At 47.9% G+C, this 13,992-nt stretch carries 13 protein-coding genes; 4 read left to right on the top strand and 9 right to left on the bottom strand.

What is annotated here, in order from left to right:
* The first annotated feature begins 339 nt into the window (after positions 1-339).
* Positions 340-1,659, top strand: a complete 1,320-nt coding sequence (gene uraA, locus HII30_RS13430) for a uracil permease (RefSeq protein WP_169505552.1) — start codon at positions 340-342, stop codon at positions 1,657-1,659.
* 76 nt (positions 1,660-1,735) lie between these two features.
* Here uraA and HII30_RS13425 read toward each other — a convergent pair whose 3' ends face one another.
* The 6 genes from HII30_RS13425 to HII30_RS13400 all read right to left on the bottom strand — a co-directional run bounded on the left by HII30_RS13425 (position 1,736) and on the right by HII30_RS13400 (position 8,369).
* Positions 1,736-2,251 (bottom strand): adenine phosphoribosyltransferase, encoded by a 516-nt coding sequence (locus HII30_RS13425; RefSeq protein ID WP_169505551.1) that lies wholly within the window; start codon positions 2,249-2,251, stop codon positions 1,736-1,738.
* Between the two features lie 47 nt (positions 2,252-2,298).
* Positions 2,299-4,701 carry a single-stranded-DNA-specific exonuclease RecJ gene (gene recJ, locus HII30_RS13420; RefSeq protein WP_169505550.1) on the bottom strand — a complete coding sequence of 801 codons (2,403 nt, stop codon included), beginning with the start codon at positions 4,699-4,701 and terminating at the stop codon, positions 2,299-2,301.
* A 55-nt stretch (positions 4,702-4,756) separates the two neighbouring features.
* Complete coding sequence (locus HII30_RS13415) at positions 4,757-5,719, bottom strand: cation diffusion facilitator family transporter (protein ID WP_169505549.1); 963 nt, start codon at positions 5,717-5,719, stop codon at positions 4,757-4,759.
* Between the two features lie 109 nt (positions 5,720-5,828).
* A complete protein-coding gene (gene secF, locus HII30_RS13410) occupies positions 5,829-6,737 on the bottom strand; it encodes a protein translocase subunit SecF (protein ID WP_169505548.1) in 909 nt (302 codons plus the stop codon).
* Complete coding sequence (gene secD / locus HII30_RS13405; RefSeq protein WP_169505547.1) at positions 6,727-7,980, bottom strand: protein translocase subunit SecD; 1,254 nt, start codon at positions 7,978-7,980, stop codon at positions 6,727-6,729. Before secD ends, secF begins: the two co-directional genes overlap by 11 nt.
* Positions 7,981-8,111: 131 nt before the next feature.
* A complete protein-coding gene (locus HII30_RS13400; RefSeq protein ID WP_169505546.1) occupies positions 8,112-8,369 on the bottom strand; it encodes a post-transcriptional regulator in 258 nt (85 codons plus the stop codon).
* Positions 8,370-8,548: 179 nt separating this feature from the next.
* Here HII30_RS13400 and spoVB point away from each other — a divergent pair, with 179 nt between their 5' ends.
* Positions 8,549-10,162, top strand: coding sequence for a stage V sporulation protein B (gene spoVB, locus HII30_RS13395; RefSeq protein ID WP_169505545.1), 1,614 nt, complete (start codon positions 8,549-8,551; stop codon positions 10,160-10,162).
* Positions 10,163-10,175: 13 nt separating this feature from the next.
* Here spoVB and HII30_RS13390 read toward each other — a convergent pair whose 3' ends face one another.
* Entirely contained in the window at positions 10,176-10,874 is a 699-nt protein-coding gene (locus HII30_RS13390; RefSeq protein ID WP_246246402.1) for a DUF421 domain-containing protein, read from the bottom strand.
* A 230-nt stretch (positions 10,875-11,104) separates the two neighbouring features.
* Here HII30_RS13390 and HII30_RS13385 point away from each other — a divergent pair, with 230 nt between their 5' ends.
* Both HII30_RS13385 and HII30_RS13380 read left to right on the top strand, forming a co-directional pair.
* Complete coding sequence (locus HII30_RS13385) at positions 11,105-11,494, top strand: TIGR04086 family membrane protein (RefSeq protein WP_169505543.1); 390 nt, start codon at positions 11,105-11,107, stop codon at positions 11,492-11,494.
* A 97-nt stretch (positions 11,495-11,591) separates the two neighbouring features.
* Complete coding sequence (locus HII30_RS13380) at positions 11,592-12,404, top strand: phosphatase PAP2 family protein (protein ID WP_169505542.1); 813 nt, start codon at positions 11,592-11,594, stop codon at positions 12,402-12,404.
* Positions 12,405-12,488: 84 nt separating this feature from the next.
* Here HII30_RS13380 and yajC read toward each other — a convergent pair whose 3' ends face one another.
* Entirely contained in the window at positions 12,489-12,797 is a 309-nt protein-coding gene (gene yajC / locus HII30_RS13375) for a preprotein translocase subunit YajC (RefSeq protein ID WP_169505541.1), read from the bottom strand.
* Between the two features lie 41 nt (positions 12,798-12,838).
* Positions 12,839-13,978 (bottom strand): tRNA guanosine(34) transglycosylase Tgt, encoded by a 1,140-nt coding sequence (gene tgt, locus HII30_RS13370; protein WP_169505540.1) that lies wholly within the window; start codon positions 13,976-13,978, stop codon positions 12,839-12,841.
* Positions 13,979-13,992: the final 14 nt, after the last annotated feature.

Genomic DNA, 13,992 nt, shown 5'->3' with positions numbered 1-13,992 from the left:
GACGAGTCCTTTCTATTCCTATCTATATAAAACGAAAACCCGCCCTTGTCAAAACGCGCAGGTTGCCTTAAGTGATGGTTTTCTACCATTATGACGCTTCAGGCGCTGTACGTCAACATCATGGTACATAAGGGAATACTTCTGATTTTCGAATCGTGGAAAGGCTGATAAAAAGTCCTGCTGCTCTTGCAATCCTGCCTCCAATAAATTACACAATTATAGAGAAACTAGTCGTTTCGTGAAAATTAATGTTGAAAAAACGAACAAACCTATTTAATCTAGTAAAGATCATTAGGAAATAGAACCTCTGATGAAACAGAAATTGAGGAGTGAATGGTTTTGCAGCGCGAAATTCAAGTTGATGAGAAACTTCCATTCGGACCGGGCTTTCTGCTGAGTTTGCAGCATTTGTTCGCCATGTTTGGAAGCACGGTACTTGTACCGAACATTTTCGGGGTAGATCCCGGTATGATCCTGCTGATGAACGGTATCGGCACACTGCTCTATATCCTGCTCTGCAAAGGAAAGATCCCGGCTTACCTTGGATCCAGCTTTGCATTTCTGGCTCCGGTCGGAATCGTCCTTCAGGACAATCCGGATGCGAATTACGGAAAAGCGTTGGGAGCCTTTATTATTACGGGTATCATCTTCTGTATTGTTGCGCTCATTGTGAAGTTTGCAGGAACGCGCTGGATTGATTTTGTATTCCCGCCTGCCGTCATGGGAGCCATTATCGCAATGATCGGTCTGGAGCTGGTTCCGGTCGCGGCAGATATGGCAGGCTTCCTCCCTCCGTCCGATCCTGCAGCAGCGGAAAGCTGGAGCATGGATCCCGCAACCGTTACCGTGTCATTGGTCACACTTGGAGTTACCGTATTCGGCTCTGTGCTGTTCCGGGGCTTTCCGAAAATCATCCACATATTGATCGGTATCATTTCCGGTTACGCACTGTCCTTCGCACTCGGACTTGTCGAGACCGATAAGATCAGCGGGGCAAGCTTTTTCTCAGCTCCTACTGTAACGACACCAGAGTGGGATCTTGCTGCCATCTTGACTATCATCCCTGTATCCATTGTTGTCATTGTGGAACATATCGGCCATTTGCTTGTAACGAGCAACATCGTAGGCAAGGATTTGTCCAAAAATCCAGGGCTTCACCGTTCTCTCCTGGGTAATGGTATTTCCACAGTCTTATCCGGCTTTGTCGGATCTACGCCAAATACAACCTATGGTGAGAACATCGGCGTCATGGCTCTGACCAAAGTGTATTCCATACGCGTCATTGCGGGTGCTGCCGTTATCGCTATTCTGCTCTCTTTCTCGGGCACCTTCTCCGCAGTAATTGCCAACATTCCTCGTCCGGTTATGGGCGGTGTTTCCCTGCTGCTGTTCGGTGTTATCGCTGCATCCGGTCTGCGGATCTTTGTAGAGAAACGCGTAGACTTCTCTAAAGCAACCAATATGATTTTGGCAACCATCGTTCTGGTCGTCGGCATCAGCGGCGTTACGCTCACATTCGGAGATGTTGAATTGAAAGGAATGGCCTTGGCTACCCTTGTCGGCATGGTGCTAGCCATCTTGTTCCGATTGTTCGACATTCTGGGAATATCCAATGAAAGATCAGAAGAACAGCCTCTCCCTGAAAAGGTAACAGAATAAACAGCAAGGACCGCCCCTGTTCAACCAGAGGCGGTCCTTATTTATTTCCCGGGAAAGGGCGTGCAGCAATTAAACCTTATTCGTAATTCATGAGTGTAAATACATCGATATCCTGCAGCTTGTCGCGGCCGTTCAGGTCTGCAAGCTCGATCATAAAGGCTGCACCGACAACATTACCGCCCAGCTGGCGCACCAGATTAACCGATGTTGCAATGGTTCCACCTGTAGCGAGCAGGTCATCAGCGATCAGCACATTTTGACCCTTCTCAATCGCATCAATATGCATGGCCAGCTTATCTTTTCCGTATTCCAGATCATATCCGACCTCGATCGTTTCATAAGGCAGCTTGCCGCTTTTGCGAATAGGTGTAAAGCCGACACCCAGCGCATAAGCCAGTGGTGCGCCTACTACGAAACCGCGGGCTTCTGGACCTGCAATGACATCAATCTTCAAATGCTGTACCATCGCCTTCAGTTCATCAATCGCACTGCGGTAAACCTCGCCCTGATTTAATAAGGTGGTAATATCTTTAAAACTGATCCCGGCCTGCGGGAAGTCGGGGATGACCCGGATATAATCCTTGAAATTCAATTTAATCTCCTCCTAAATTATGCTGCACTGTACATTAAACTTTTTATTTAAGATACGCCTTGTGAGCGGTTCTTCATCCAATCCATAACCTGTGTCGTGTTACCGAATAATAAATGCTGTTCCATCTCAGCCATACTGGCAAGCTCACGAAAATGACTGGAGGCATCCAGCGGCTTTTTATCCGGATTCGGAACGAAGGATATCATATCTCCAGAGACCTTGATAAAAGATAATTCTTCAAACACATTCAGCACCTTGGACAGCATACGAACCGACAAGCCCGACTGCTTTCTCATCCGGGCAATGATGTCGCTTCTGGCGACAGACTCTGCTCCCGTTCTTGCCAGAACCGTATACAAGGTTTTGAACTGCTCGCGTGTCGGGATCTGCAGTCTCTCCCGCTGATCTCGCGCCGGATGCAGCAAAAATATATTAGGCACCTGACGGAATTGTGACATCAGCTCATCCATTTGTGACGGCATTTCAGGCAAATCGACAATGAACAGAACAGATATTTGTCCTGTTTCCGCCTGCTCTGCCCTATCGTTCGCCGGCAGAATGCCTGCTGACATATCATATACCCAAAGAGCCAGCCCGGGCAAATGAGTTTTCACTTCCTGAAGTCTATTATCGGCACATATAACCGCCGTGCGGGATTCCGCACAACGCAAGTGAGGCTCTAACGATTCCCTCAGCCGGGTTATCTCACGCAGAGGGTCTTTAATGCCCCGATAATCAAACACCTGATTTTCGGGTACAGACATGTCATGAATCATTAATTGTGGTTTACGGTTACCGTTCCATTCGTTTACTGACATTTCTCCTAGCACATCCAGCCTCGTACCTGCTGGCAGAACATCTGCCAAGTGACCATATCCGAATGCTACACCTTCCAAAGTATCAGAGTTCTGCTGCATTCGAAGTTTTAGATGTCTGCTGTCTTTGCCCATTTTGCGGGCTTCCTTCACTTCCAGATTCCGAAAGATTATCTTGGGAACAGCATTCCCCATACCGAAAGGACCTAATAACTCCAGTGCGTCCAGACTCTCAAGCGTAACATCACGGATACAGCATTCCAGATCCGCCTCTTGTACCGGAACAAAATGTTCCTCCTGCAGTACAGTATCCGCAAAGCGGCACAAGGATTCTTCAAATTCCTGAAGTTTGTCTCTATGCAGGCTCATCCCGGCTGCAGCCGGATGGCCTCCAAAATGGTCCATGGTCTGTCTGCAGGAATGCAGGGCTTCGTAAATATCCAATCCGGGAATGGAACGTGCAGAACCTTTGCAGGTTCCGGTGTCAGGATCGATTCCCAGAATAATAACCGGTCTGTAGAACCTTTCTAGTATCTTAGAAGCAACAATGCCGACGACACCGACGTTCCAGCCTTCCCCGGCAGCAATCAGAACCGGGGGAAGCTGATCCGCTCCCCATCGGTTCAGAATCATACCCATTGCTTCCTGTACGATCAGTTCTACCGTCTGTTGACGCGACTTATTCAAGGCATCCAATTCCCATGCCAATCGTTCGGCATCCTCGCGTTGTTCTGTCGTCAGCAGGGTGACCGCTCTTCCCGCATGATCCATACGCCCAGAAGCATTAATTCTAGGTGCCACAGAAAAAGCGATATGAACAGCGGTTACCTGATCTACATGCACGCCGCTGACTTCAAGCAGTGCTCTCACACCCTCATAGCGGGTATGCCGCATGGATTGAAGACCCTCTTTGACCAGGATTCGGTTCTCGTCATGCAGTGGCATCAGATCGGCAATCGTGCCAATCGCCACAATCTCCAGCCATTCTGCAGGAGGAGACTTAACCAGAGCCTGGGCCAATTTATAAGCCACCCCTACTCCAGCCAGCCCTTTAAACGGATAAGGGCATACAGAAAGCTTTGGATTGATCAGTGAGTATGCATCCGGCAGCGTTTCCGGTGGTTCATGATGATCCGTGACAATGACATCCATGCCCAACGCATTCGCATAGGCAATTTGTTCCACCGCACTAATTCCAGTATCAACGGTAATAACGAGGGTGACTCCTTGCTGGTGCGCCCAATCCAGAGCATGGTTGTGAAGACCGTAGCCTTCATTGGAACGGTGGGGAATATAAATGTCATACGAAGCGCCAAGATACCGCATCAGCTGTATCATCAATGTGGTGCTGGAGACGCCGTCTGCATCATAGTCACCATAAATCAGAATGTGTTCACGTTCCTCCAGAGCTCTGTGTATTCTCGGAACTGCTGTGTCCATCCCATGCAGCAGCATTGGATCATGAGTATGCTCAAAGGATCCTTTCAGGAATACATCCGCATCTTCTGCAGAGAGAATCCCTCTGCCTGCCATTAATGAAGCGGCCAGAGGGGATATATTCAGTGCTTTGGCAACCTCTAGGGCCGCTTCCTCATTTCCCGGAAGTGTTCGCCATTCATACTTGGGGTACAGCACAATGATTCACCTTTCTTCCTTGCTTAATAACGCAAACATCTATCCTGCTGCTGAATTATTGAGGCAGCGTCGGGAGGTCGTTGTCGATCAAATCATAGTTGGATTTATACGGATATCCAGTCTCATAAGGCACGGTAATAATCTGGGCTTCTATAATCTGAACAAAACGGTGCTGAAGCAGTTTGCGTATACGTTCGGCAATTTCATGAGCCTCCCACACCGTGATCTTCGGGTTGACGGTCACTCTCACGTCCAGCTGCACCTGGGCGTGTCCGCGCGGATGCACCTTTAGCTCCTCAATGGTAATGACGCCGTACACACGCTGAATGGTATCGTAATAATCAGCACTATGCTCAAGTGAGGGCGGCAGGTCAGCATCCCGCTCCTCTAATGCTTCCAGCATTCGTTTTAATCCTTTATACACGACTACCAGCGATATTAGGAAGGCCATCAGCCAATCTGAGTACAGCAGGGCATTCCAGCCGATATAAGGAGCTGCCATGGACAATCCGATTCCGATGATTACGCCCATGGAAGCGTATATACCAGTCCGATGATTTCTGGAATGAACCTGAAAGCTTGCACGGCTGCTTTCCGCCTGATTCCGTGCATGATATTGAAAGACCGCTTCCTTCACCATGAGTGATATCAGAACAACAAGAAGAGCAGAATCCTTCGGCACCTCTGGTGTACGCGAAAATACATCACGAATTGCAGCGAATGACATCCACAGTCCTCCCATGACCAGGAGCAGCGGGACCAGGATGGCTCCCATTCGCTCTGCATCAGAGTTGTGATCATTATCTTTACGAAAGCGCCTGCTTAAATAAGTGTCTGATGGCCCGCGGGCAGCCAACAGTGCCAGTCCGTTCGCCGCTGAATGCAGAGCATCAGCCATGAGTGCCCGGCTCCCCGAAAAATAACCAACAGCTCCCTTTCCGGCAGCTATAGCAAAGTCACTAATGATTCCAGTCCATACCGCTCTGGTTTGTTGTTGCGGAGATGGTACATTATTCACATGAGGCCCCCCTCAGTTATCTCTGCTGCAGCATCCACAAGCCTGTAATTTAGAAAGCCGCGTCGCCTGCGACACGGCTTTCTATCATTTTAAATCTCAAACAATCCGTCTATACCTCAGTTTTGGAAGGCTGTGGTGCAGACGGTTTGGCAATATTTTTCCCTTTCAGCACCAGCCACAGTGGACTTGCGATGAAAATGGAAGAATACATACCGACTGCGAGTCCGATTACAATCGCCAGCGAGAACATACGGATTGAATCACCGCCCATGACCAGCATGAGGAATGCGGCAATCAGTACAGACAGCGCAGTATAGATCGATCGTTTAAACGTCTGCGCCACACTCTTGTTCACCAGTTCCACGAGATCTGTATACTTTTTAATCTTGGCAAATCTCAGGTTTTCCCGAATTCGGTCAAAGATTACGATCGTATCATTGATGGAGTAACCAATAATGGTCAAAATCGCAATGATGAAGGTAATATCCACTTCCAAACGCAGGATCGAGAACACACTGATTACGACAAACGCATCATGCAGCAGCGCAACAATGGCCGCCAAGGCGAATCGCCATTCAAAGCGGATGCTGACATAAATAATAATACCGACACAGGACAGGAGTACGGCATAGATCGCGTTTCTGCCCAACTCCTTGGCCATCTCCGGGTCTACCGTATTGACTTCAAAAGAAGCGGTCTCGTCCAGTTTCAGTATGCCAGCCTTTAAAGCGGCATCTTGTGTTTCTGTCAGCACATCACTGAATCGGATGTTCGTACGTTCTGCACCTGGAACGATCACAGGCTCTTCCTCAACCCCAATCTCATTAATAACAGGAAGAAGCTGCTCCTCCGTCATCGGCTTGGAAGTTGTAATATCAACATTGGAACCTGATCGAAAATCAACGCCGTAATTCAAACCGAAAGCCGCCAGAAAAATCAGGCCCGCTATGGTCAAGATGATCGAGAACGTATAAAAGTATTTGCTTGTCCGTACAAAATCAAAATTGTTAAAGCGCACGTATATCACTCTCCTTTACACCGAACTGCCCCGGTTTGCTGGCCCATCCAATTTTCACAAGAAGATTGAGCAGGAAGCGGGAGAAGTATACGTTCGTTGCAATACTTACCAGAATTTCAAGGATGAGCACGATCGCAAATCCTTTAACAGCCCCGGTACCGAAGGCAAACATTACGCTGGCCACGATAATGGTTGTAATCTGGGAATCCATAATCGTCCGGAACGAAGATTTCCCTCCTGAAATAACAGAAGAGTTAATGCTCTTGCCGCTGCGCATCTCTTCACGGATCCGTTCGAATGTAATGATGTTAGCATCCACGGCCATTCCGATCCCGAGAATAAATGCCGCAATCCCTGGAAGCGTCAGCGTAAAGTCAGCCAATACGAAAATCAAAATCAGCAGCCAGGTATGAAGAATCAGGGCAAAGCTGGCTACAAGTCCCGGTATACGATAAATACCCACCATAAACACTAGAATCAGCAATGATGCGATCAATCCCGCTTGGAGCGTCTTGGTTAGTGATTCCATGCCCAATGTTGCTCCAACACTTTGGGAGTATTTCTCAGTCAGTTTCAGCGGCAGGGCGCCCAGATTAATGGTATCCCGCAGCTGCTGTGCTTCTTCTCTGCTCTCGGATCCTGTAATGGTTGCATTGCCATCTGTCAGAACGGCTTGCACCGTCGGCGCAGAGAGTAATGTATCGTCCAGATAGATAGCTAATTGCTTGTTAAGCAGACGTTTCGTAATATCAGCAAATTTTGCTTTATCTTTCACTTGAATGCTGACAATCGGCTCATTCAGATTACCGACACCAGCAGAAGCTCCGTTCTCCACAAAATCATCACCGCGAAGCTCAATCTTACAGAACTCTTCTTCGCCTTCTTTACAACCGTCATTACTCCGGAACGTCAGGTTTGCCGGTTCCTTCATAGTCTGACGAATCTCTTCCTCGTTCGCCACGCCAGGCACCTTCAAACGAATGCGGTTGGCGCCCTCAGGTGTAATCTCAGGCTCGGTCGTTCCCAGAGCATCTGCACGTTTCTGCAGGCTCTTCGCGGTCTCCTGAAGAGACTCAGGCGTAACCTGTTGTCCTTCAGTGAGCGGCTCTGCTTCATACAGGATTTCAAATCCGCCCTTAAGATCCAGACCCAAACGGACGTCTTTGACTAATCCCGGACTCGTCACAACCATAATACCGGTGAGCACGAGCACGGTAACGATGAAACTGATGATTCTTTTCATGCCGTCCCTAGTTCCCCCTTTTGTTTCAATATTCCTATTATAGCCATGCCTCAAAACCCAGTCAATTTATCAAAAATTGTCGGGACGAAAACGTGATACGCCAGCCCAAGAAAAAAGGACCTTCCTCTCAATCAATAAAAAGGAGATCCCTTATATGCAGAAATCGTCATATAATTCATTAGACTTGTGGCCTTTAACGACAAGATATCATTAACCATCTTATGAAGCCGCGGAATGCCTTGTTTCTCGTACTTGCTGCTGACACAGCGCCAGATATCATCGGCGGTTACATGTTCATAGCCGATTAACCGCATCTCTTCGGCCTTACTGGTACAGATCAAATCAATGGTCTCCATCCATTCTTCATCTTTGATGGATTCTATCTCCATACACCTGGCCCCCTTCATCGTTGTCCTTAGCATATCATTCGACCGGCTGCATGAACTATCCTTCTTTTAGTAACACGTACTGTTAAAAAAGTAAAGTCATCAGATGGGACATGTAGGGCATATTCATGATAAGGATATCAAAATAAATGAGTATCTGAGCCAAGGAGTTGGGATGAGCATTGAACAAGCAATCGTTTATCAAAGGGACCCTGATCCTGCTGACAGCTGGTATTCTTAACCGTCTGCTCGGTTTTATCCCGCGGATCGCACTCCCCCGGATTATCGGACCGGAAGGAGTCGGTATTTACCAGCTCGGCTATCCTTTTTTTATCGTTCTGGTTACGTTGATTACCGGAGGCATCCCTTTAGCCATCGCCAAACTGGTCGCTGAAGCTGAAGGGGCCGGCCATACGGAACGCTCCCGTCAAATACTCCGAACCAGCCTGATCCTCACTGTTTCTGCAGGCGCAATGTGTATGGTACTCAGCCTTTTGCTCGCTCCTTGGATCACCCAGGTCATTCTCCCGGATGCACGAGTTTACCAGACTTTTGTCAGCATGACACCCATGATGATGATCATCGCTGTATCTGCCGTGTATCGCGGATATTTTCAAGGAAAACAGAATATGGTTCCTTCAGCGGCCTCATCCATTATCGAAACGATCGTACGCATTGTATGCATGCTGTGGTTTGCTCATCTGCTGATGCCTAAAGGAATTGCTTTCGGTGCAGCAGGAGCCATGCTCGGTACGGCAGTTGGAGAGTTGATCGGAATGTTGGTCCTGCTGTGGCAGTATGAGCGTGAGCAGAAAAGGCGCAAAAAGATGCACACCGAAAAGTCTTTAGATGATCCTGAGTCTGAGAAAAAGAATAGCCAGGGCACCGATGATGCATCACTGAACAACCGCAGCATTCTCAAACGGCTTGCGGGAATCGCTCTTCCTGTCACCGGAGGGCGGATGATCGGTTCGGTTTCCTATCTCCTGGAATCCATAATTACCGCCAGAAGTCTGGCTCTGGCAGGAATCGCCACATCTGTGGCAACGGCCCAGTATGGAGCACTGCAGGGCATGATCATTCCGCTGCTGCTGCTTCCCGGAGCTATAACCATGTCGCTCGCAGTCGCCCTCGTTCCTTCTCTATCCGAAGCGGCAGCTCGGGGGGACAAAACTTTGATCCATAAACGCATGAATCAGGCTTTACGTCTTGCTCTTGTCACCGGAGCCCCTTTTGCCGTCATCATGTTTGTTTTGGCAGAGCCTTTATGTATGCTGATGTACAGCAATGCCGAAATCGGCAGTATGCTGAAGATCATGGCTCCGTTTGCTCTGTTTCTATATGTACAGGCCCCGCTTCAAGCTGCCCTGCAGGCATTGGACCGGCCAGGAAGAGCATTGATCAATACGCTCATAGGGGCTTTTATCAAGCTGGGTCTCATCTTGTATTTATCGTCCAATCCGGAGTTCGGCATTCACGGTGCGGTGATCGCCATCATTGTAAACAGCATTATAGTTACCTTCCTGCACAGCTTCAGCATCTCCCGTCTCATCGGGTTCCGCTTCAAAGGAGTTGACTATATCAAAACCATAGCTGTCATGATCATTATGGGGGGCGGACTTCTTTACAGCTATCGTCACTTTCCTTTTTCAGAAGTACCTTGGCTTCAATTTTTGACGGCCTGTTTCGCAGGCGTCGTTCTATTCGCAGCAGCTGTTTTTATGGCCAAACTCGTAACACCAAGAGATTTGGTGCGTGTGCCAGTACTGGGGAAATGGTTTGTCCGGTTTCAATAAACAACGAATCCGGTTAGGTATCCTTTCGATCTACGTAAATTTTACCTTTGTGATCAATGGAGCATAGAAATATATCTTTAAAATCCCGTCCTCCATGTTTTTGGATCTCGTTTTTCAGCCAGAAGCGGGTTTTATCAATGAGCTTCAGATTGTCATCCTGAACCTTGCCGTCCAATATTAAAGGCACCGGCAGACCTTCATATGTTATTTTGTCATACGGAATCGTGATCTGCTCCTGATCCCGGTTTCTTGAATGGTTTGGACTTGATTTCTCGGGTTGTTCATTCGATGACTGCTGTGAATCCTTGGGAATAACGGTGAGCTGACCGCTCGTTTCCAAGATTGCAAACTCCACATCTGCCAGACTGTCGATGTCTTTTCCTCTGAGCTGCTGCATCAGATCATCCAGATTATATCGGAGCCTCGACATTTCTTTGCGATGAAGTTTTCCATTCGATACGAGAATGCTCGGTTTACCGTCTGCCAGCAGCCTGACTTTTCGATTTTTCAGCCCCCAGAAAGCCAGCCCCACCTGGATTGCTACCAGGATAACAATAGGAATCAGCCCTTCGTGCAGGGGTTTGTTCACATCTTCAATGACAAAGACCGCGATCTCAGCAATCATAATCGAAATAACGAGGTCAAAGATCGAGAGCTTCCCAATCTCCCTTTTGCCCATGATACGCATCATCAAGAAAGTGACCCCGTACATGAGTACAGTTCGGGATATCAAAATCACGATAGGATTGGTCAATGCCATTTCCCTCCCAGCATAGATAAACAGTCTCACAGTAATGGTATTCTGCCCTGGACCTGCCTTTCCATTCGAGATCGTATGATTAATTTATGGTAATTCAAAGTACAAGGTATATGTACTATCTGCAGGGGCTTGGCCATACAATGAAAGTAACAAAAATCGTTCATTAAAGGGGGCATTTTATCTTGGAACCGATCCGGCGTGTGTTCTCGATTCGCATCACCAACCCGATACTTTCGGGGCTGTTGTATGCGTTTATGTGGATGCTTGCAGGTGCGTTTGCACTTTCACTTTTGTTGTGGGCAAGTAATCTATCAGAGGCAGATCTCAACTTATATACGTACTTGGTTCATGGGGCAGCCGCGTTGTTTGGAGGGGTGGTCAGTGGTAAACGTTCGGGAAGCCGGGGGTGGTATTACGGGATCGTAACCGGACTGCTATACGGATTCCTTCTGCTGTTGATCGGGTTTCTTGCACTGGACAGTTCCATTTCTGCAAAAGATTTGACTCTGCTGGCTGCCGTGGTGGGAACAGGCGCCTTAGGCGGTATGTTCGGAGTCAATTTACGTAAATAAATTGTTAATTCTCTTTCCGGAAATTGTGGTAAACTAAAAAACGCTGTCTGACAATCAGGAAAGAGGGGGCTCTTGTTTTACCGTGTTATATCAATCCATGAACACTATTACTTTATTCACTACACTCAATATTATCGGGCTGCTGTGGATCGGAACACTCGCCAATCCATTTAAAGCCATCTATGCACTCATTAGAGAACTGATTACGAATTACCGTTTTCTACTGTTGTTTGGAGCCATGGCGGGTATTTTTCTTTTAAACAAAATGGAACAGCAGTATGAGCTCGATCACCCTGTACAGGCTGATTACACCTCGTGGATGTTTCTATGGGAAGGCCAGTTCGTGAGACATTTGCAGGAGATATTTTACACTCCATGGCTGACTCCGATTTTGGCTTATTTCTATCTTCTCGTGTTTCAGGCTGTTATTATCGGATCTCTCGGCGTGTATCTGATTCAGCAGAACAAAACACTCGTATACGCCGTCTGCTATGCCATATTAATCAACTATGCCATAGCCATTCCGTTTTTCCTGCTGTTCCCGGTGAACGAGGTTTGGTCCTACGCACCTGCAGGTGTCACCTTTTATATGCTTGATGTATTTCCGGCCTTTGAGACGATCTACAGGCCTTTGTCCGGTCTGGATAATTGTTTTCCCAGCCTTCATACATCCTTGTCCGTCACCATGGCGCTGCTGGCCTTTAAATCAGGCAACAAACGATGGGCCTGGATGACCGGCATTAGTGCCTTTATCATTGTTTTCAGCATTTTTTATCTGGGGATTCACTGGGTATCGGATATGCTGGCTGGCGTAACACTGGCTGTCCTGGCATCTACGGCAGGCCTGTACTTGGGCAAATGGACAAATGCCAAATCTTCCGAACTGCCTCTTCTGAAGAGAGCTGCTTGATAATTATGCACGATGACTGAAATATAAAAAAAGAGCTGCCCCAGAATGTAGAAATCTACTTCAAGGGACGGCTCTTCTTTTAGTTTATGCTTCTGCATTGCTTACACTGTGGCTGATCGAACTGCGATCAAAGGTCAGCTTCGTGACATCATTCACTTTCAATACCACAATATCGTCCGTGATCTCGATGATCGTACCGTGAAGGCCACCGATGGTAACGACCTTATCGCCCTTCTTCAATGCGCTAAGCATCGCGGTGCGTGTCTTCTGTTTCTTCTGCTGCGGGCGAATGAGCAGAAAATAAAAAATTACAAACATCAACACGAAAGGTAAAATCAGCCCTAGCAAACTTCCGCTTTGATTTTGTCCTGCTGCAATATCCATACTAAACATATCTTTCCCCCCCTTCATGGACCATCCATGATGGTAACCTCTTAGAACCCTTTTTCATTGTTATGCAGACCATATTTGTCAAAAAACTCATCGCGGAAATCCAGCAGACGGTCATCCATAATACTCTGGCGTACATTTCTCATCAAATTCAGAAGAAAGTGAAGATTATGATAGGTCGTCAGGCGAAGCCCGAACGTTTCATCACTCTTGATCAGATGACGAAGATACGCACGAGAATAATTACGGCATGTATAGCAGTCACATTCAGGATCAAGCGGCCCGAAGTCCCTTGCGTACTGGGCGTTGCGAACGACAAGACGACCTTGGCTTGTCATGGTCGTTCCGTTGCGGGCGATCCGCGTCGGAAGCACGCAGTCGAACATGTCCACACCCCGGATCGAGCCTTCCAGCAGCGCATCAGGCGAGCCGACTCCCATCAGGTAACGTGGTTTGTTGTCCGGAAGCAGGGGAACCGTATAATCCAGCACTTCATACATCAGCTGCTTGGATTCTCCCACACTAAGTCCACCAATAGCATAACCCGGGAAATCCATGGAAGTCAAATCCAGAGCGCTTTGGCGGCGAAGGTCTTCATGCATGCCTCCCTGTACGATGGCGAACAGTGCCTGATCCTGAGGCCGGGCATGGCTTTTCAGGCATCTTTCCGCCCAGCGGGATGTCCGCTCAGTGGATTTTTTGACGTATTCATATTCAGCCGGGAACGGCGGGCATTCATCAAATGCCATCATAATATCCGAGCCAAGGGCATTCTGAATATCCATAGCTACCTCAGGAGACAGGAACAGCTTGTCACCGTTCAGATGAGAACGGAAATGTACGCCCTCTTCGGTAATCTTACGCATTTCTGCCAAACTGAATACCTGAAAACCTCCACTATCCGTCAGAATCGGCCGATCCCAGTTCATAAATTTGTGCAGTCCGCCTGCATCCTTAACGATTTCATGTCCAGGACGTAGAAACAGGTGATACGTATTGCTCAGAATAATATGGGCATCCATGGCCTTTAATTCTTCCGGGCTCATCGTTTTAACCGTGGCCAGTGTGCCTACTGGCATAAAGGTCGGCGTATCGATCACGCCATGCGGGGTGTGCACACGCCCCAGTCTGGCACCCGACTGCTTGCATGTTTTGATATGTTCATAAGTAATTGCTGCTGCCATGTTAGACAAAACCT

The organism is Paenibacillus lemnae (genome assembly GCF_012933385.1).
Taxonomy (GTDB): Bacteria; Bacillota; Bacilli; order Paenibacillales; family Paenibacillaceae; genus Paenibacillus_AQ; species Paenibacillus_AQ lemnae.
The sequence above is the reverse complement of the archived record's forward strand: the minus strand, read 5'-3'. Positions and strand labels throughout refer to the sequence as shown.

What these genes read in the sequence shown, in the direction of transcription:
- secD (WP_169505547.1), bottom strand. Translation starts at nt 7,980, where the DNA reads ATGAAAAGAATCATCAGTTTCATCGTTACCGTGCTCGTGCTCACCGGT.
- tgt (WP_169505540.1), bottom strand. Translation starts at nt 13,978, where the DNA reads ATGGCAGCAGCAATTACTTATGAACATATCAAAACATGCAAGCAGTCG.
- yajC (WP_169505541.1), bottom strand. Translation starts at nt 12,797, where the DNA reads ATGTTTAGTATGGATATTGCAGCAGGACAAAATCAAAGCGGAAGTTTG.
- HII30_RS13390 (WP_246246402.1), bottom strand. Translation starts at nt 10,874, where the DNA reads ATGTACGGGGTCACTTTCTTGATGATGCGTATCATGGGCAAAAGGGAG.
- HII30_RS13380 (WP_169505542.1), top strand. Translation starts at nt 11,592, where the DNA reads ATGAACACTATTACTTTATTCACTACACTCAATATTATCGGGCTGCTG.
- HII30_RS13400 (WP_169505546.1), bottom strand. Translation starts at nt 8,369, where the DNA reads ATGGAGATAGAATCCATCAAAGATGAAGAATGGATGGAGACCATTGAT.